General features: G+C 61.7%; 16 protein-coding genes and 1 pseudogene. All 17 read right to left on the minus strand.

Translation table 11 applies throughout. From position 1 onward, the window contains the following. The gene (locus E0E41_RS06945) at positions 1 to 600 is read right to left on the minus strand and encodes a hypothetical protein (protein ID WP_009261614.1); all 600 of its coding nucleotides are present in this window, start codon (positions 598 to 600) and stop codon (positions 1 to 3) included. A gap of 6 nt (positions 601 to 606) precedes the next feature. Next, a complete protein-coding gene (locus tag E0E41_RS06950; protein WP_024725200.1) occupies positions 607 to 1,689 on the minus strand; it encodes a M23 family metallopeptidase in 1,083 nt (360 codons plus the stop codon). Next, positions 1,689 to 3,524: a VirB4 family type IV secretion system protein gene (locus E0E41_RS06955; RefSeq protein ID WP_130869285.1), complete on the minus strand. Its 1,836-nt coding sequence runs from the start codon at positions 3,522 to 3,524 to the stop codon at positions 1,689 to 1,691. The genes E0E41_RS06950 and E0E41_RS06955 overlap by 1 nt, the downstream gene beginning before the upstream one ends. Further along, complete coding sequence (locus E0E41_RS06960; RefSeq protein WP_024725201.1) at positions 3,517 to 4,101, minus strand: hypothetical protein; 585 nt, start codon at positions 4,099 to 4,101, stop codon at positions 3,517 to 3,519. Before E0E41_RS06960 ends, E0E41_RS06955 begins: the two co-directional genes overlap by 8 nt. Continuing rightward, positions 4,094 to 4,360 (minus strand): hypothetical protein, encoded by a 267-nt coding sequence (locus tag E0E41_RS06965; RefSeq protein ID WP_009261397.1) that lies wholly within the window; start codon positions 4,358 to 4,360, stop codon positions 4,094 to 4,096. Before E0E41_RS06965 ends, E0E41_RS06960 begins: the two co-directional genes overlap by 8 nt. A gap of 59 nt (positions 4,361 to 4,419) precedes the next feature. Beyond that, the gene (locus E0E41_RS06970) at positions 4,420 to 4,857 is read right to left on the minus strand and encodes a hypothetical protein (RefSeq protein WP_009261398.1); all 438 of its coding nucleotides are present in this window, start codon (positions 4,855 to 4,857) and stop codon (positions 4,420 to 4,422) included. A gap of 109 nt (positions 4,858 to 4,966) precedes the next feature. Beyond that, positions 4,967 to 6,497: pseudogene (locus tag E0E41_RS18895) on the minus strand (DNA cytosine methyltransferase). Continuing rightward, positions 6,494 to 7,381: a conjugal transfer protein TrbL family protein gene (locus E0E41_RS06980; protein ID WP_024725202.1), complete on the minus strand. Its 888-nt coding sequence runs from the start codon at positions 7,379 to 7,381 to the stop codon at positions 6,494 to 6,496. The pseudogene E0E41_RS18895 and the gene E0E41_RS06980 overlap by 4 nt, the downstream one beginning before the upstream one ends. A gap of 14 nt (positions 7,382 to 7,395) precedes the next feature. Continuing rightward, positions 7,396 to 7,737, minus strand: a complete 342-nt coding sequence (locus E0E41_RS06985; protein WP_024725203.1) for a DUF3852 domain-containing protein — start codon at positions 7,735 to 7,737, stop codon at positions 7,396 to 7,398. 68 nt (positions 7,738 to 7,805) lie between these two features. Beyond that, entirely contained in the window at positions 7,806 to 13,328 is a 5,523-nt protein-coding gene (locus E0E41_RS06990) for a SpaA isopeptide-forming pilin-related protein (RefSeq protein ID WP_024725204.1), read from the minus strand. Between the two features lie 73 nt (positions 13,329 to 13,401). Further along, positions 13,402 to 14,190, minus strand: coding sequence for a hypothetical protein (locus E0E41_RS06995; RefSeq protein WP_009261589.1), 789 nt, complete (start codon positions 14,188 to 14,190; stop codon positions 13,402 to 13,404). A gap of 129 nt (positions 14,191 to 14,319) precedes the next feature. Continuing rightward, positions 14,320 to 15,126, minus strand: a complete 807-nt coding sequence (locus E0E41_RS07000; protein ID WP_009261588.1) for a class D sortase — start codon at positions 15,124 to 15,126, stop codon at positions 14,320 to 14,322. Next, positions 15,123 to 16,037 carry a hypothetical protein gene (locus tag E0E41_RS07005; RefSeq protein WP_024725205.1) on the minus strand — a complete coding sequence of 305 codons (915 nt, stop codon included), beginning with the start codon at positions 16,035 to 16,037 and terminating at the stop codon, positions 15,123 to 15,125. Before E0E41_RS07005 ends, E0E41_RS07000 begins: the two co-directional genes overlap by 4 nt. After that, entirely contained in the window at positions 16,034 to 16,699 is a 666-nt protein-coding gene (locus tag E0E41_RS07010; protein WP_024725206.1) for a hypothetical protein, read from the minus strand. Before E0E41_RS07010 ends, E0E41_RS07005 begins: the two co-directional genes overlap by 4 nt. Next, entirely contained in the window at positions 16,696 to 17,064 is a 369-nt protein-coding gene (locus E0E41_RS07015) for a hypothetical protein (protein ID WP_009261575.1), read from the minus strand. Before E0E41_RS07015 ends, E0E41_RS07010 begins: the two co-directional genes overlap by 4 nt. 22 nt (positions 17,065 to 17,086) lie before the next feature. Further along, entirely contained in the window at positions 17,087 to 18,100 is a 1,014-nt protein-coding gene (locus E0E41_RS07020; protein WP_130869286.1) for a DNA adenine methylase, read from the minus strand. Next, entirely contained in the window at positions 18,084 to 18,407 is a 324-nt protein-coding gene (locus tag E0E41_RS07025; protein WP_009261578.1) for a hypothetical protein, read from the minus strand. Before E0E41_RS07025 ends, E0E41_RS07020 begins: the two co-directional genes overlap by 17 nt. Positions 18,408 to 18,477: the final 70 nt, after the last annotated feature.

Genomic DNA, 18,477 nt, shown 5'->3' on the forward strand with positions numbered 1-18,477 from the left:
TCAGCTCATGCCTCCCATCGCCTGCATTGTGTTTTTCGGAACCTCGGATGAAACTGCAGGCTGCCCGCATAGGGTGTTCCACCGGGCCTCTGCTTCACGCAGATACCGCTCCGCCAGCTCAGGGTGTTCCCCCAGCAGAGGGCGGATGTGTGGGAAGCCGTAGTGTTCCTCTGAAACGCTGCGGTCATAGCTCCCCAGCACATAGTGGAGAGGGACGTCGTCCATCGGGAAAAAACGTCCCTGTACGGAGCAGGTTTTGCGTTCCGGGTCAATGGACTGGATGACGCCGCCACGGAGGGCAAAGTCTCCAGGACCGCCATAGGGTTCTGTGGCGGCAAAGAGCACCGTGTCTCCCACGGACAGCTCCCTGGACAGCAAAGCGTCCCGCATCTGGTCGATCAGTGACTCGCGGCTTGTGGAGAGCAGCTTGGTCTCCGGAGCCAGCAGGGCCTGTGCCTGCCGGTAAAGTGACGCCGCCTGCTGCTCCGTCACCCCCGGCCTCCATGTACCATCTGTCCGGGTGATCCGTTCGTTGTCCGGCAGCCCCGCCGCCGTTTCATAGGCGGCAATAAGGCAAGCCGTATTCTGGATTGAGTTCATATTCTCTCACTCCTCGTATGATGTGGTTGGCAGGTAGTATCTGGGGTTTGTTCTCTGTCCGCTGACCCGCACCTCGAAGTGGAGGTGGGGGCCGGTGGATCGGCCGGTGCTGCCGGACAGAGATACGATGTCGCCGGCCTCCACCGTTTGGCCCACCCGCACCAGCAGTTGAGAGTTGTGGGCGTAGAGAGTGGACAGGCCGTTACCATGGTCGATCATCACATAGTAGCCGTAGCTGCTGTGGTACTGGGCGGCGGTGACGGTGCCGGGCAGGGCGGCCCGGACGGGGGTGCCGGTGGGTACCGCCAAATCCATGCCGGTATGACCCCGGGTCTCCCCGGTGAAGGGGTCCCTCCGGTAGCCAAACTCCGAGGTGACCCGGCTCTCCCAGCCCGCCCCAATGGGGGAGCAGAAGCCGTCCGCCCCGATGAAGGGCACGTCGGTGCCGGGGATCCAGCCCTCCGTTCCAGTAGATGCACCGTACTTCACGACATTGTAAACGCTGTCCGCGTTGGCCTGCTGTTCCGGTGTGGCTTCCGCTCCGGTAAGATGCCGGATGTTTTGCCAGACCTGCTGGAAATCTGAGATTGAGACGGCCACGGTATAGGTCTCATGGGTCTCCACCTCATTCCCCTCCTCATCCACAGTGGTCACCGTGCGGGTGCGCTCCTCATAGGTGACAAAGCAATCCACAAAGGCCTGCCCGGCGTGGGCCGCCGGGTCATCCGCGCCGAAGTACAGAGCGAAGAACACCGCCTTGACTCGGACATCATCCAGGCCGTCCCCGTCCTCCATCTGCCCCTCTACGGTCTGCATGGCGGCATCCAGCAGGACAAAGCTGTCCCGCATCTCCTGGATGTATGCCTGATACTCCTCCGGGGTGCCCTCCGGGACGGCCCCGCCGTGAAAGCACAGATCCGCCACAGTGCGGTTGTGTTCCGCCCCACCTGAGAAGGTGGTGCAGAAGAAGGCCAGAAGGAGAATGATGGGAGAGAGTACGGCTATCAGCACCCACCCCACGGCCTTCCGGCTCTTTTCATTGGCGAGAATAGATGCAGCAGCCTTGAGCACCAGGGCTGGAGCGGCCATTATCCTCCGCCTCCTGTGATCAGTGCATGCTTGTGGGGCGGGGCGTGGACGTCCAGCAGGTTGCGGTCCGCACCGGATTTGAACAGGCAGACACCGTTATTGGGGGAACTGATCAGGTCGTACTCGGCACTTTCCAGTTGCAGGTTGTCCATGTAGAACTTCTTGTCCACCTTGCCGCCATGGAAGAGAAACTGGTGGGTGGGGATGGCAAACAGGGGGCGGGTCAGCTCCCGCACGCCCTGGATATCGAAATCCTCCAGGTTTTGCGACGCCAGGATCAGGGCGGAATTGCGCTTGCGCACCCGCTTGAGGCAGTTACGGATGTACTCAATGGTGGTCAGGTTGGACAGCCAGAGGTAGAGCTCGTCCAGGGCGGCCACGGTGTTGCCTTTGGTAAGGAGCTGGTCGCTGAGGTAGGACAGCAGGTTGAACAGCAGGGCGTCCTTGACGGAGGAGTTGGCATGGATCAGGTCCTTGACGCCAAACACCAGAAACCTAGTGCTGGTGATGTTCGTGCGGCCGTTGAAGTAGACGCTCTCCGCCCCCCGGCACATGGAGTGGAGCCCCAGCAGGAGCTCCCGCAGCAGCTCCCTGGGATACAGAGGGCTGTCCTCCTGGTCATAGTGCTCGTAGGCGTCCTCCAGGACGGCGTACAGATCCTCCGCAATGGGCCAGTCCTCCGGCCCCATGGCAGAGAAGTCCGCCTTGTCCGAAATGCCCCATTTCCGGTACAGCTGCTCCAGCATCAGCTCCAGGGTATCCACCTGTTGATGGGTGAAGGGCTTGTAGGCCCGGAAAAAGTCCTTGAGGAAGGAGATGTGCTGGGACAGGGAAGATTTCTGCCGGAATGCCTCTGGCGCGTCTGGATTGTCCTCTCCATCCACATCCCACCGCTTGGCCTCCAAAAAGTTAATACGGAACTGCCCGCCCATGAGGTCTGCGTAACAGCCACCCAGTTTGCCACAGAGCCAGGTCAGCTCCTGCTCCGGGTCCAGGCAGATCACCGTCTTGCCGCTCTCCAGCAGATTGCAGATGAGCAGCTTGAGCAGGTAGCTCTTGCCCTCGCCGGAGTTGCCCAGGATGAGCACGCTGGAGTTGGTCTTGTCCGGTGTGCGGCGGTCCAGGTCCAGCAGGATATCCGCACCATAGTGGTCATTGCCGATGTAGAACCCATGGGGATCGCTGCGGCCGGAGTAGTTGATGGGGTACAGGTTGGCGGTGGAGCTGGCGGGCAGCACCCGCTCAAACTGGGCGCCCAGGGCGTTCCGCCCCGCCGGGTTGGCGGAGAGGAAGCCCTCCCGCTGGCGGAGGAGCAGGGGGTCTGCACTGAGCTTGGCCCGGGTGAGCTCGGCGCCCACCTCATCCCGCAGCAGCCGCAGCTCCTCGGGGCTTTTGGCGGCCAGCTCCAGGAACACGGCGCAGTGGATGAGGGGCTCCCGGTTCTTCCGGGCGCTGGCAATGATGGCGGCCACATCCTGAAGGTTGGCCTCCGCCGTGACACTCCGCTTCAGGTTGTCCTGATTGCTCCGATCCAGCCGGTTCTTGTTGACGGCCTTGTGGTAGATGGCGTCCTCCTCCGCCGCTGTCACTTGGCGGGCGTAGAGGTGGAGGGTGACGCCGGCCCGGTTGCAGATGTGGGAGAGCAGGGCCAGCTCCTCGGTGACGGCGGGGTAACCCCGGAGGGCCAGGACACAGCGGTACAGGCCGCCCAGCACGTAGGAGTCCGTGTTGAACTTCACGGCTGCTGGGGCGATCAGGTCCAGGAAGTCCTTGGGCTGGTGCGTCTCCACCGGTTTTTCCACCGGCTTTTTCCGCTTTTTCTGTGCTTTAGCCATGATCGGTCACCCACCTCTCTCCATCCACTTGCTCAAAGTGCTCGGTGACCACGTCCTGCTGGTAGTACACCGCCAGGATGCGCTTCACGTCCTGTTCCCCGGCCAGGCAAACGTGAAAGCCGTGATCCTGGATCTGCTTCTCCAATCGCCGGGGCAGCTCCCGATCCTCTGCGGCCTTGCTGTCCAGCCGGCAGACCAGGACGAACTCCCGGGAGGCGGCGGTGGAGGACTGGCGTGCGTCCAAGTGCTCCATATCCTGCCGGAGCAGCTCCCGCAGGGCGGGAGACGGTTCCTCCTCCAGCCTCCTCTGGTAATACTGCTTGTTTTTCAGAAATGACTCCCTGGAGTCCAGGGCCAGCAGCTCCAGGGATGCCATCCCCTGGAGAAGCCCGGTGAGGGCCCGCACCCGGCCCCGGATACCCTTCGGGGACAGGATGGACAGGTTGTCCGGCCGGAGCAGGTAGAAGAGCAGTTCGTCCCTGCCGCACACCGCGCCGTGCTCCGTCAGGCGGGTGACACCCATGAGCTGCCGGGTAGTCTGCCGCTGACGCAGGAACTGCTGTTCCTTTCTATTCATTGTTCTGCCCCCATTCATAGTATTGCTGCTGCAGGAACAGGAAGCAGGCCGCCCGCCGCAGGAAGTCCAGGACGCTGGAGCCCTCCACCTGGATGGCGAGGAAGGCGTACAGCACGGTACCCACCAGGGGCAGCATGGTCCCCGTCTGGGCCAGCGCCAATACAGAGAGCAGAAAGGCCACCCCGATAATGGCCACGTCCCGCAGCTGCCACAGCCACAGGGTGGCCTTGGCCTTCAGGTTGTCTGGGTAGATGAACACGAAAACACCTCCAAAACAGGAAGGGACCCAGCCTGTCCGGCCGGATCCCTTCCTGCAGTTTATCCTTCTGTACTGCTTTCTTCCGTATCCTCGTCACATCCATCTGTTTCCCCCTCGGTCTCTGCAACGGCTTCCTCCGGGAGGCGGCCCTCCTGCTCCACGTGCCCCTCGTTGGCGGTATCCCCTGCAGCCTTACATTCCTCCTGGGCCTCCGCCAGGGCCCTGTGGATGCAGTCCAGGAAGAAGGCGTTCTGCTTGATGCCCTTCTCCTGCAGGTAGTCCTTAAATCGCTCGAACAGCTCGCCGGGCACCTGGAATGCCACCGTTCTCTTGTCTCCGCTCATCGTAGTTTCCTCCTTCTGATTGTCGTAAAATGTTTGGATCAACCAGGCCATATACTGGCCCAGTGTTTTTCCGGATACCTCCTGCTCCTCCCGCACCCGGGCGTGAAGCCCGGCGGGGATGGGTGCACAGAGGTTCTTCACATTTTCTTCCATGGATTGGCCCCCCTTCTGTTTGGTAACGCAAGTATATCGATCCCGGCGGTAAATAGCCATCACCAACAGCAACAAAGATTTTGCCGGAAAGCAAGCATAAGCAACAATGTCAGCCCCCCTCCGCCGCCCGGGCGATGCCCGCCATGATATACTCCACGCATGGCACTGGGACACTATTACCCAAGGCCTTGTACCGGGCGGAGTCCGAGGCGCCGGGCAGGTCTGTCCACCCATCCGGGAACCCCTGAAGCCGCTCACACTCCAGTGGAGTGAGACGCCGGATCAGGAAAACCGCCAGTGTATCACGGCTTGGCTGGCAGATCAGATCGGTGGCATCCTTCCCCTGACGGGCACTCTGGGTGGAGGCGGTATCGTCCTCTCTGAATTTGTCCACCCGCTGGCGGCGAAAAATGGCGTGCCGGTCCGCACTGGTCAGGGTATAGGCCACATCATTTTGGATGCCAATGCCGTTGCCGCCATTGCGGGGCTGCCGGTCAATGGCATTGCCGCAGATACACATAGTCGGCTCCGGCTGGAGGGCCAGAGGCAGGTTGTTGCCTCCGGTACCAGCCCTGGCGGATAGTGTGGGCACGATCGGATGCGGCCCAGTGTATCGGCTGTCAATGCCGTGGTTCTCAAAAACCAGGGGCTGATGCCCGTGCTGTTGTGCCCGCAGGGTTCCGGTCTTATCTTCAGTGCAGTCCATGACGCTGCCGCCCTGGTCGTTGAGGCAGAGCACGGAGGGCATGCGGTTGCCGCTCTGGCCGGCCTTCAGGGTGGGCGCTGCACGCTCCGAGTATCCAATACTGCCCGCGCTGGCCCCCGCCCCGGCGGAAAACCCGGCTGTAATATCCCGGGTATCCGCCAGGCCGCACTCATCCCAGGCGGCCAGCCCCGCCTGCACCAGGAGGGCCGCATGGAGCTGGGGCGGGAGAGGCTTGCCCCGCTCCTTCGCCCTGCGCAGAATGCCCAGGCAGGCTCTCCTGGTCAAATAGTATTTTCGGGGCGGATTGTCCTGCAAAATCAGCGACAAGGAACACCCTGCGTCTCCGCTGGGGGGTGCCGGGCCAGTATTGAGCGTCGAAGACCTTCCACGCCAGGGAGAATGCAGCTCCCACTCGTAATTTCCCAGCAGGTTGCCAGCCCCAGGGGTGAGGTCGAGTGAAAGGTATGGAATTGTCTGCAATTCCGGCGATCTGTTCCAGGACGAACCGGAAGTCCTCCCCTTTAGGGAAGCCGCTGCTGAACACGCCGGGGACATTCTCCCAGCAGAACCATCTGGGGCGAACAGACTTGCCTGTCCGCCCTCGTCGTATATCCGCATCCCGCATCTCCTTTGTCACCCGGATCTGCTCCAGGAACAGCCCGGACCGTGCGCCGGCCAGTCCGGCGCGGGTACAGGATGCCACGGATAAGTCCTGACAGGGTGAGCCGCCGCAGATAATGTCCACCGGCGGCAGCTTCGCCCCGTCCAGCCTGGTGATATCCCCCATATGGAGCGTCTCCGGGAAATGATGTTTCGTGACTTGAATGGGGAAGGGCTCAATCTCGCTGGCCCACAGTGGGGTGATCCCCTGCCGTATGGCGGCCAGCGGAAAGCCGCCGATGCCGTCAAACAAGCTTCCGAGGGTAAGGGTCATTTTACCGCCTGGACAATGGTGCGGGTGGTATTGACGGCAGCCTGGGCGGTGTAGACGGCGCTCATGATATTGGCTCTGGTGGTGGTGTCCAGGCCGAAGGCCCCGGCGATGCGGGGCACCTCTCCGGCGGCCAGCATGAGGCCAAGCCCCAGGAGGGCTTTGTCGCTGAACACCATAAGCCCCGCCACCAGAATGGTGGCCTGGAGGAAGGCGCTGAGACACAGGCCAATGACCTGCTTGCACCACTGGGTGAAGCCGTCCGTATAGCCCCGGGGGATGGAGAACATGTACAGGGAGCCCACCGCGATCTGGATGAGCAGGATGCCGCCCCGTTTCAAGTTTGAGAAGAACACCTTGATTACCGCATAGGCCATGAAGATCATGGCGAAGAGGAGCATGATGGGGTTGGTACCCAGGCCCCATTTGGCCTGGGCCGCGATATCCGTCAGGCCAGCCCCCTCAAGGCCTGTGAGGATTTCATTGCCCAGCTCCCCGATGCTCTTTCCCGCCCCTGTGATTTCCATGGCGAAGGTACCCTGGAGGGAGACGGAGAGGGCGTACAGCCGAACGGGCACAGTGGTGAACAGGCTGACGGCAAAGAAGCCCTTGAGGGCGTTGAGGGCGGGCTGCTGGAGATTGCCCCGGCCAGATGCGTACTCAATGCCGCACTCAAAGGCAGATACCACCACGCTGACGGCAAAGAGGGCCCAGCCCAGTTGGGAGAAGAAGCGCACCACTGACCGCACCCAGGAGAGGTCAAACAGCTCCACCCCCATGTTTCCCATCTGGGCGAAGAAGGCGCCCAGGAAGCCCACCATCTGGCTGTAAAACCAGTCCAGGATGGACTCCATCACCGGATTGGCCACAAAGTCCCAAATAAACACTCGCCTTCACCGCCTCAGATGCCTACGATATTCCAGATGTAATTGGGGGCCAGCAGCACGAAGATCAGGCAGACGAACAGGATGGCCGCCCCCGTCCACTCAAACTGGCCGTGCTTGCGATAGTCGAAGAAGCACAGTGCCACCTTGACAAAGAATGCAATCCCCAGCACCATGGTGAGGGCGGGGAACACCACAGTATCCACCACGGTCTTAATCTGGCCGGCGGCATCCGTCCAGGTCTGCTCCACGGCGTCCGCCACATTGCCGGCGGAGGAGGCGAAGGCCGGGACCATGCACAGGGCGGCCACCGTCAGGGCCAGGAGCAGCACCCGGATGCCCTTTTTTCTGATACTCATTCTGACACCTCCATAAAATTGGAGGGTCGCCCGACTGGGGCGGCCCTTCTAACGATAGTTTGCTGGAATCAATAGCCGGTGCGGGGCAGGGGCTCGGCGGGCTTGTAGACCTTGGTCACCCACCGGGAGGTGGCCATAATCCACTGGCCGTTGTACACGCCGCCCACATCCGCCTGGTTGACGAATTGGCTGCCACCGGTAAGCCAGGCGTAGACGGTGGCATAGACCTGGGGCGCCTCCACCTGCCGGAAGTTGGCGGGCACCACGCCGAAGGACACCATGAATTCGGTGACGTACTCGTTGGAGGCCAGGCCCAGGGCGGCCCTGGAGGCGTCCAATACATAGTTCTGCTGGGTGCTCAGGTTGTCCGCCAAGGTGCGCCAAGTGCCGCCACTCAGGTTGGTCTTGTAGACCACCTTATAATTGCCCGGCACGTTGTAGGTGCCAGTGACAATCTTGTCCAGCCGCACCGCCTGGCCGGGCAGAGTGTCTCGCCAATAGAACGATGTAAGGCTGGTGGTGGAGTTGTTGCCGATGCCTCCGAAATCGTAGCGGATCTGTTGGCCGGGCATGACCTCCACATAGCCGGTTTTTTGGATGCTTACATTGGTGTAGAGGCCCTTGTTGGTCATGGCTGCCTTTACGATCTGCCCTTCAAACTCAATCTCCACCTCGATGGGGGTCTTGTCCAGGCCGTAAAAGTCTGCGGCCTTGGATTCCACGATTTTGTAGCGGCCCAGGGGGAGAGGCCGGGAGGATGCAACGCCGTTCTTGTCCGTCTCAACCGTATCGACCAAGTTGCCGGTCCGGGCGTTGTAGATCTCAAACTCTGTGCCGGGGATGGGGGTGCCGGCGGGCCAGCCGTTGACACTGTTGTAGTCCGCGGAGGTCTTTGTTATCTGGATCTGTCCAGTGATGGGGGTGTTCTCCCACTCCACCTCGGTGGTCTCCCCAGACTCCACATAGACGGTCTTTTTCTCCGTGTCAGGAACATAGCCCTCATTCTCTAACTCTCTGAGATAATACCGCCCGGCCTCCAGACCCTCGATCAGTACATACCCCTCGTTATCCGAAGTGTACTGGCCAACGGGGGTGTTGGTGCTGTCATAGAGGATAAACGGCACCCCATAGATGCCCTCGCCGGTGGCGCTGTCCGTCTTGTGGATGAGGATGGCGCTGACCGGCGTATTCTCCACCTGGAGGGTGGTTGTCTCCCCGTTCTCCACCTCGAAATAGTGGGGCGTATCGTCCATGTGGAAGCCTTCCGCGCTCTCGGTTTCCACGGCATAGTACGATCCATTCTCCAGGGACAGGAACACCCGGCCGTTTCGGTCTGTTGTCACGGTACCCACCAGGGCGTCGTCCATACGGCGGATTTCAAATGTAGTGTTGGGAATCCGCTCCTTGGTGTCATCCGCGTTGACCTTGATCAGCTCCAAGCCGCCCACAGGGTCGTTATACACCGTGATGGTCTGGGTGTCGTTGGGGTTGATGACCACCGTTTGGGTACGGGTCTCCTCATGGATGGTGTAGCCCTCGATGGTCTTGGTTTCCGTGATGATGAATGTCCCCACCAAACCGTCAATGATGATCTGGCCGTTTTCGTCAGTGCGGTAGAGGCCCATGCTGGAGGTCATGCCGCCGTTGTCGTCCACCACCGTGCCGTCCGCCTCGGTGATGGTAAACTCTACCCCCTCCAGGGGCTCATGGGTGACGGAATCCAGCTTGTTGATGACAAGGCCGCCCTTGGGGGTGTTGGTGATGACCACCGTTTGGGTATCTACACCCTCCCCGATGACTACATTGGTGGAGGGGGCGTCCATGACGTACCCATGGGGCGCCTTGATCTCCGTGAGCACGTATGCGCCGGGGGCCAGGTTGGTGATGCGGATCTCACCGCTGCTGTCGGTGGTGAAAATACCGTTCTGGGTGAGGGTGGAATCGCCAATTACCCCGTCCAGTCCCACCTCGCAGCCGGCGGCCGTCGTCACTCGGAACTGGGCCCCGGCGAGAGGCTGGCCCGTGGCGCTGTCCCGTTTCTGGATGATCAGCTCACCCTTCGGCTGATTCTTAAAAGTGAGGCTGACCGTCCGGCCCTCTTTGATCTGCACGGTCTGGGCCTGGGTATCGATGAGGTAGCCCGGAGGGGCCTGGGTTTCCGTCACCACCACGCTCTTTCCGGGCTGGAGGCCGGAGATCAGGATCTCACCATTTTCGTCCGTCCGGTAGATGCCGTTGGAGTCCCCAATGAGGGTGCCGTCCGCATAGGTGACCTTGAACTCTGCGTCAGGCAGGGTCACGCTGGGGTTGGCCGAGCACACCTTGCGGATCAGGAGGTTCCCGTCCGGCATGTTTTCAAAGCGGACAGTGATGACACTCTGCTCCCCGTTGTCTGCCAGGTAGACGGTCTCGGAGGACTGGATGATGCTGTACCCGTCCGCCGGATCCACCTCCTCCACGATGTACGATCCTGGCTTCAGGCCCGTCCAGATGGCCATGCCGTTGGAGCCGGTCACCTTCTGTCCAATCACGGTGCCGCCGGTACCGGAGGCGCCTCCCAGGTAGCGGAGCTGGAAGGTGGCCCCGCCCAGGGCCTCGCCAGTGACGCTGTCCGTCTTGTGTACCACGATGGCGTTGAGGGGGACGTTCTCAAATGTCAGAGACTTGTTTCCGCCGCCCTCAATATAGACCTCCTGGGTGGCAGGCTCCTTGATGGTGAAGCCGGGGGCGGGTTCCAGCTCCGTCACCCGGTACCAGCCGTCCCGCAGGCCCTCCAACACGATCTGGCCGCTGGCGTCAGTGAAGTAGATCCCCAGGTTGTTGAGCTCGCCGGTGTCGGTGCCATTGCTGCCGTACCAGAGCTGGAATTTGGCCCCCCGGATGGGGCTGCCGGTGATGCTGTCTACCTTCTGGATGGTAAGGGTGGGCTTTTTGTGGTTCTCGAAATAGACGGTGTGGTTCCGGTTGGGATAGAGGGTGACCAACTGGGGCTCCGCATCCATGAGATAAGGGGAGGGAACCGATTTTTCTGAAATTTGATACACCCCGGGCAGCAGATTTTCCAGGGTGGCCGTTCCGTCTGCCCCGGTCTTGATTTCATCCACGCTGTGGCCGTCCGCCGCTTCCACCAGGAATACGGTATCCGGCACGGGCTCCCCGGTGTCGGCATCCCGCTTCACCACCGTCAGGTTGGGGCGGATGTCGTTCTCTAGGATGATCGTGGAGGTCTTGCCGGGGAACAGCTCCACATGGCGTTCCACCGGGTCGCTGATGTGGTCTGAGGTGGTGTCCAGCTCCTTGACCGAATACACCCCCGGCTCCAGGCCGGAGATCAGGATCTCTCCATTTTCATCAGTGGTACGGTCCAGATACCGGCTGCCGTCCTCGATTTTGGCGATGCGGAAAGTCACCCCAGCCAGCCGGGAACCGTCCGCACTCAGCTTGATGAGGTGCAGGGAGGGCTGGACGGAGTTGGTGAACACAAACCGGGCTGTCTGGTTGGCCTCCAGTTGGATGATGCGCTGGGCCTCATCAATGATGTAGCCGGGGCAGTCCAGTTCCGTCACCACATAAGCTCCGGTGGGCAGTTCAGACAGGTCGATTTCGCCGTTTTGGTCGGTAACAAATTCCGCCGGGCCAAAGCTGCCGTCCACCGCCTCAATGCGGAACTTGGCGTTGGGGATCACCTTGGAGGGGTTGGCGCTGTCCACCTTGACCAGCCAGATCCCGGGCTTCTGGTCGTTAAAAAAGTAGAGCTCCTTAATACTGTCTCCGGCCTTCAGTTCAATTTCCTGCGGGGTGGAATCCGCCAGATGTCCACTGTCCCCAGTGTCCACCTCTTGGACGCGGTAGGTGCCCGGCCGGCAGTCCGTGAGCAGGATTTCTCCCAAAGCGTCTGTCTCATAGTCCCCCAGCAACTCCCCATCCCGCCAAATACGGAAGGTGACGCCGGGCATGGTCTCATGGCTCTCTCGGTCGTACTTGATAATCTTCAGGCCGGGCAGGGCCTCGTTCTTCAGGGTGTAGGTGACGCAGTCTCCTGCCACCACAGTGGTGGTATAGGTCTGGGAATCCCGCTCCCACCCCTCTGGAGCGGACAGTTCCCGGATTTCGTATGCCCCCGGCTTCAGCTCCGTGAAGGTATAGGAACCGCCGGTGCCGGTGGTACCGGTATAGGTCGCGCCGCTCTCAATGTGCTTGATCTGAATCCGTGCCCCGGCCAGGCTGGCCCCGGTGGAAGCGTCGATCTTCTCGATACGCAGGTCGCCGTAGGGTTCATTTTCAAAGTCCACCTCGGCGGTTTCCCCGTACTTCACGGTGACCTGTTTGACCGGCTCCTCGTCCAGCAGATGATACTCCGGGGGTACCCGCTCATAGATGGTGTAATTGCCCACTTCTGTGAGAGGGATGGTGATGGAACCGGACTCCGGCGTGGTGTAGACGCCGATGGTGTCCCCGTCCGGGCCCACCACCTCGAAGGTGGCACCGGAGAGGGTGACAGTAGTGCCCGCCTCATACTTGGTGATCTTGAGGGCGGTTTCGCTGGGAGGGGGCGTAGGCTCGTCTGGGTCATCCGGCTCGTCGGTATCCGAATAGTTAGAGATGGCGTTTCGCAGCAGGCTGACCTTGGGATCCGTGTCGCAGAGGTAACTCTGGAGGTTGCCGTACTGGTCAACCTCCTGGCAAAGCGCGTAAAATACGACATACTGGTACACATCGGCTGAGAGGGAGAGCTGGACACTGCCGCTCTGGCCCGCTACGCAGTCCTCTGGGTAGAGCACCTTGAAGGTCCCCTTGTAGCCGTCTCCGGTATTGGAGACCTTGACCTGGGTAATATCCTGGTTGTTCTCATCCACAATACGGGCGCCCTCCGGTACGTCCGTCCCATCCTGGAACGATACATTAACAGCCTGTCCGTCCACCCAGGTCGGAGAAGTGACAGTAAATACCTGCTGGCGATAGGCGGCCCCATCAATGGTGACGGGGTAGGCTGCCTCCTGATCTGGGGAGGTGGTGAGCTGGGGCTCTGCCACACTGGTCCATGTGGTACCCTGAGTATAGATTTTGACCGCGGCATTGAGAATGCTTTCCCCAATCTCCCTCTCCGGGCCGGTAAGTCCGGGGGCTACGGTGACGTCGCTGATGTCCCACTCGGGGATCAGGTAACACCACAGGGCAATCTTGCCGGCGTAAAATGCCTGGTACTTGTTGGTCAGACCCAACTCCGCCAGGGAGCGGTGGGGGTACATGTTGGCCACCAGGCCCACCACTTTAGAGTCTGACGCTTTCTCCTCCGCCAGATAGCGGATGCTCTCCCCTTCAGGAACCGTCTGTGGTACGCCGTACTGGTCTGGCGTTACACAATAGGCTGGGATTTCCTGCGTCTCCCCGACGCTGTTGCGGTAGAGAAAGTAGGTATACGACTGGGTCTGCACCCTGCCGTTGACGGCCAGATAATTCATGGAGTAGCCGCCGCTGTAAATGTTGACCTCACCCAGGGCCTCCTCCGGGGTGGAGGCGGCACCCGCCGGCAGGATCAGCAGGGACAGGGCCACCGCCAGGGTGAGCATCAGGCTGATGATTCGTTTCATTTGCAAACTTCCCTCCTAAGCAAAAAGCGGGAGGCTTGCCGCCTCCCGCCGGTTTGTCTGGGACGCTGTTAGGTCACGTCCCTCTGATATTATATTCGGTATAGAGATATTTCCCGTCGTGGTACACATCCCAGGCTTCCACCTCGAACCGGGCCCCCGGCGCGGAGCAGAATACTTGGGTAAGCTGGTCTTCCTGCCAGGGCCAGAACATCTGCACCGCGTTCTGTGCAGAGATGCCCAGGTGCAGGTTGAGAGCGGGGGCACCATCCGCCCACAGCTCTGGACAGTTCACTGCGGCGTTGTAGATGGTGTACTCCATCCGCCGGGTCTCATAGAGGTTTCGAATGTGCAGGTTGTCCCCATATTCACTTTGAAACCGACGCACCTCCGCCTTCGGCAACTCCAGCTCCGGGAAGCGCGTCTGGTCATAGGCGGGCAGGGGTTCCGGCTCCTCCCACAGACGCAGATCCGTGATCTCATAGGTGGTGCCGTCATCGCAGAGCACCTTGTCCCCCTCCTTCAGCCGGAGGGGCTCGTCCGACTGGGGGACGATGACCACCCCGGAGGGGGCGGACACTGCACTTTCCTCTGTGTAAGGAGAGCTGGTGTCTACCAGGACACGGTTGGCGCCCTGGTCATACGCCACGCCGAAGTCTACCGCCCGGCCGACGTCCCGGAGCTGCACATAGTTGTGACCATTGATGACATACGCTTCCAGATCCACCTGCTTGCCGTCTACATAGAAGGTCTGGGTGCTTGGGGCTGCAGTGAGGGCAGCCACCCCCGCCGACGCGGGCCCCACCAGTGCTGCGCCTATCAAGGTACCTGCCAATACCGCCGGAATAAGCTGTTTCCTTTTCATACGGTTGACCTCCTTCTTTCCTCTGCTGTCCTTGTGTTCCTTACAGCAACAACATACCGGAAATCTGGGGAAAAGTCTATAGCAAAGGGGGGGCCCGGTGGAGAAAATGAGCCCGCAAAACAAAGCAGGTTACACAACCTCCGCCGCCTGCACCTGCCAGCGGTAGGTCCTCTGGTTACGCACGCAGGTGTAGAGAGTGAGCTTGTTCTCGTTGGAAGGGGCGGTGCCGCTGGTATCCGTCTCCTTGACCTTCTGCACACTGGTGACCTCATAGGTGCGGACACCCAGCTTGGTGGTCCAGGTGATGGTATCTCCCCGCTCCAGGGTGTGGAGATCTCCAAAGTCGTCCCGCACCCCCCGGTTGTGTCCGGCGATGGCGCAGTTTCCATCCCAGATGCTGGTGCCTTTGAAATGTCCCGCGCCCTTCATGAGCGTGGAGCTGTCTGTACCCTCATAGACCCGCACACTCAGGCCGATGGCGGGGATTTTTAAGGTACCCAGGTATCCGCCGGAGTAGTAGAGGTCCGAGGCCACCGGGGTATAGCCCAAGGTGCCGCCAGATTCCGTCTCCTGCTCCGGTTCCGCGGGGACGGCGGTGAAGGTGTCCACAGAAGGCGGGAACACAACGGGCATCCCGCTGCCGTTGACGGCGCCCACTGCCATACCCTCCGGGGCCAGATTGGGGGTAAGCCAGGTTCCGGTGTTCAGAGTGTCTGCGCTGGCGCTGCCGAAGCCCGGCGGGATGAGGGCGGCATTCTTGCTGATGTCCTCGTTTTTCAGGGCCCCGCCGTCTGCCGTGTGTACCACCTCCACCGAGGTGGGCTTGCCGTAGTCCGGCCCCTCCGGCGCGTCAATGGCGTAATCTAAAGCACCCGCCGGGGTAGCCAGGGCCGCCGCCAGGCAGGCGGCCAGGCACAGGGTGGCCAGCTTCTTCACTCCGAATCCTCCTTGTTCTCCCGGCGCCGCTTGACGAACAGGCAGGCTCCAATCACGCCGCCCACAGCAAAGACCACGCCCAGCGGGAGCAGGATGGCCGCCCAGTTGAACTGGGCCAGGCCATCCCCAGACTCCTCCATGGGTACGGCGGGCTCCAGGGGCTCCCCCTCAAAAATTGCAACGTAACGCACCCGGTTCAGGGCGATGCGGCTGACGGTGCCGGTGTAGTCCGCCGTGACAGTATAGCCGGTGACATAACTGCTGGTGGCGGTGCCGGTGTAGGTGGCCACGGCGGTGTAACAGTCCCCCAGGTTGTAACCGGCCACGCTGGCGGTGTTGTCCGTCCGCCAGTCAATATTCTGGAGGGTGAGGTTGCGCCCGTCCTCCTCAATGCTCTTGGGGATGCTGGCGGTATCCTGGCTGGCCAGGTTGGGATAGGAGCGGGTGGCGGACACCTCCCGGGTGGAGCTGCCGTAGCCCGCCGCTTCCACCTGGACAGTGTCCAGCTGGAGGGACAGGGTGCCGGACAGTCCGTCCTCCGTGACGAACTCCTTCTCCTGGGGCAGCAGGGCCAGGACGGATTCCATATCCTTGCTTTTACTCTCCAACGATACCGTCTCCGTGTGCGGACGGCTCTCATGCTCCGGCAGCTCCTGCTGGAGCAGGTCTGTCAGGGTGTAGTGGAAGCCGTCCTGCTCGAAGTCCGACCGGGGGATACCGGCAGGGTCCTGCTCCGGGGACAGGTCATAGACCTTGCGGATCTCCGTGCCGTCCTCACTGCGGGTGACAGAGGTTGGATAGCAGACCTGCACCTCGGTGACCGCGGGGAATGGCTCCGCCGCCAGGGCGGTTGGGAGCAGCGCCGCGGCTATCAACAGGCCGGCGGCGCATCTCAGAATGGTGCGTTTCACGATGGGGTTCCTCCTTCACATTTTGTCATATTTTGCTCCAGCCGCTCCAGAGTGCGCCGGGCCAGGAGGCGGAACTCCCAGGGCTCCAGCTCCAGGGGGCGGTAGTCGCCTTTGTCCGTGATGCCGTCCGCCCGCACCTTGAGCACCAGGGGCAGCACGGCAGGGTGCTCCTCGAGCACCGTGGGGGCCAGCCAGCCCTTCCCGGCCAGGTACACCCACCGGAGAGCGGAGGCCGGATTGCCGGGGACGTCGGGCCAGAGGTATTTCCCCACCAGCTTCTTGCGGCGCTGCTTCTTGTTGACGGGGATGGGGGCCAGGATCTTGCCCTCAATTTGGTAGCGAAGGCCAAGATCCTCTACACAGGCGCGGAATGCCTGGCAGGCCTCTGGAGTGTCCGCCCATTGAGGCAGCGGCTCCCCCAACTCTGAGGCCAGCACATCTTCCCCCTCTGGATCATCTGGGAAGAGGGGCACGTTCTTCACCAGCTCCAGCACATGGAAGCCGTCCGTCAGGCCCAGCACCTTCCGCTTGGTGATGGGCATGCCCCGGTAGTGCGCCAGGGCCTCCCCCAGCTCCGGGCGCTGCCGGATCGTCCAGCCTTTCTGTAGGAAGCCGCCCCGGCCCAGCCGCAGATCATCCATGGTGTAATAGGCCAAGCTCATTCGGCATCCTCCTCCCGGGTCAGCAGGGCGCCCAACCCGAACAAATCCACGCCGCAATGCTCCAGCATATCCAGGAACTCCGCGTCATAGGTTCGGAATACCTCGGACGCTCTTTTGCACGGCATACCGCTGGCTGACCGGCTGTCCAGAGCCAAGCGGACAACCATGCCGATGTTCAGATCGTAGAGCAGCCGGATGGCATCCAGCCGCTCCCTTGCAGTGCCCCCCTGCCGGGTAAGCACGATGCAGCCGTGCTCTGTATGCAGGGCCAGCCGCTCCGCGTCCTCCAGTCCGGAGAGCTGGAGGGCGGCCCGGGGGATGGCCAGGGTCTTCTTGCTTGTGTCATGGCAGATGGTAAATTTCATCTTCTGTTTTCACCTCGTATTCTTAGTCCTGCGGCCAGTCCCACACCCGAGGCAGCCGCCCGGTAGGGGCGGACAGGATCCGCAGCTCCGGCCAGTCGCTGGACACCAGTCCGGGGTTATCCAGCAGGGAGAGCTGGCGGTTGAGCATGGGGCTTGGGTCAAAGTTGGTCATGAGCAGCTCGTGGTACCTGGAGTCCTCCTGCCGAGCCATGGGGTTGGGGCGGTCAAAGCCCACAATATAAAAGTCCGGGGCGAAGAGGTCCAGAATGTCCGGATGGCTGTTATAGGACAGGACGATGTGGCTGTCCCGCGCCGCCGGGGCGCACAGGCAATCGTGGAGCCGGACGTGATCCCGGAGGGCAAAGGAGGGCGCGTACATCCTCTCCGCCTCCAGATAGGGCGGGTCCGCATAGATCACCGCACCCGTCCGGACGTACTGCCGAACCACATCGCAGCAGTCCTTGTTCTCCACCACCACGCCCTGGAGTGCGTCCGAGGCGCGTCGGAGCAGGCCAAGGAAGCGGCGCAGCTCCACGCTGCGCCCGCCGAAGCTGTTCCCGGTGGCGCTGTAGCTGTACCGGATGCTCAGATAATAGGCCGCAGCCCGCTGTACGTCCGGCAGGTTGGCCCGGCCCATCAGGAGCTTCTTCACCTCCTGCCTGTCCATGGGCGGGAAGTACTCCTCCGCGATCTGGAGCTCCTCCTCCAGGAAGTCGTTGGGGTCATACCCGTGGTTGAGGAAGCGGAGCACCACCTCGAAGTCCGCCCGGGCGTGGAGGGGCAGGAAGTCCAGCTCCCTGAGCAGCGCCAGGGGCCGGTCCCGGGCACAGCGGAACAGGTTGACCAGATCCACATCCACGTCGTTATACACCCGGAGCGGGGCATACCCGGCGCCCAAGCCCAGGGTCACCGCGCCGCTGCCGCCGCAGACCTCCAGCAGACGGGGCGCCCTCCTGGGGAGCAGCTGGAAAATATAGGGGAGCAGGAACAGCTTCCCGCCTACCCAGGGGAAGAAGGGTTTAGCGATCCGCCTCACCTCCCCCGGGTAGACGGAAGGCCCCCGTGGCCCTCTCCAAGCTACGGATGGCCTTCTCCACGCCGTCCCGCATTCGCCGGAGATGCCCGATTGTGGCAATCACCTCCCAGGCGTTGGCGGGGTAGAAGTAGCCGGTGCGGTCGCTGCAGATAGGCGCCCCGTCCACCCGCAGGTTATGGACCAGCTTCCGCAGCTCTGCCTCATGGATGCGGAACCTCTTTTTCATCTGTTTGCCACTGATGGCGTTTTCCCGGCCGGGGCAGTGCTTCTTCAGGTACTCCAGCAGTTGCTTCTCTTTGGCTTTCATGACGTCCTCCTTTTCCGGGCCGTCCTCCCGAAAAAGGGCACAAAAAACAGGGGCCGCTGTCCCCTTCGGG

It is taken from the genome of Intestinimonas massiliensis (ex Afouda et al. 2020) (assembly GCF_900626285.1).
GTDB lineage: Bacteria > Bacillota > Clostridia > Oscillospirales > Oscillospiraceae > Flavonifractor > Flavonifractor massiliensis_A.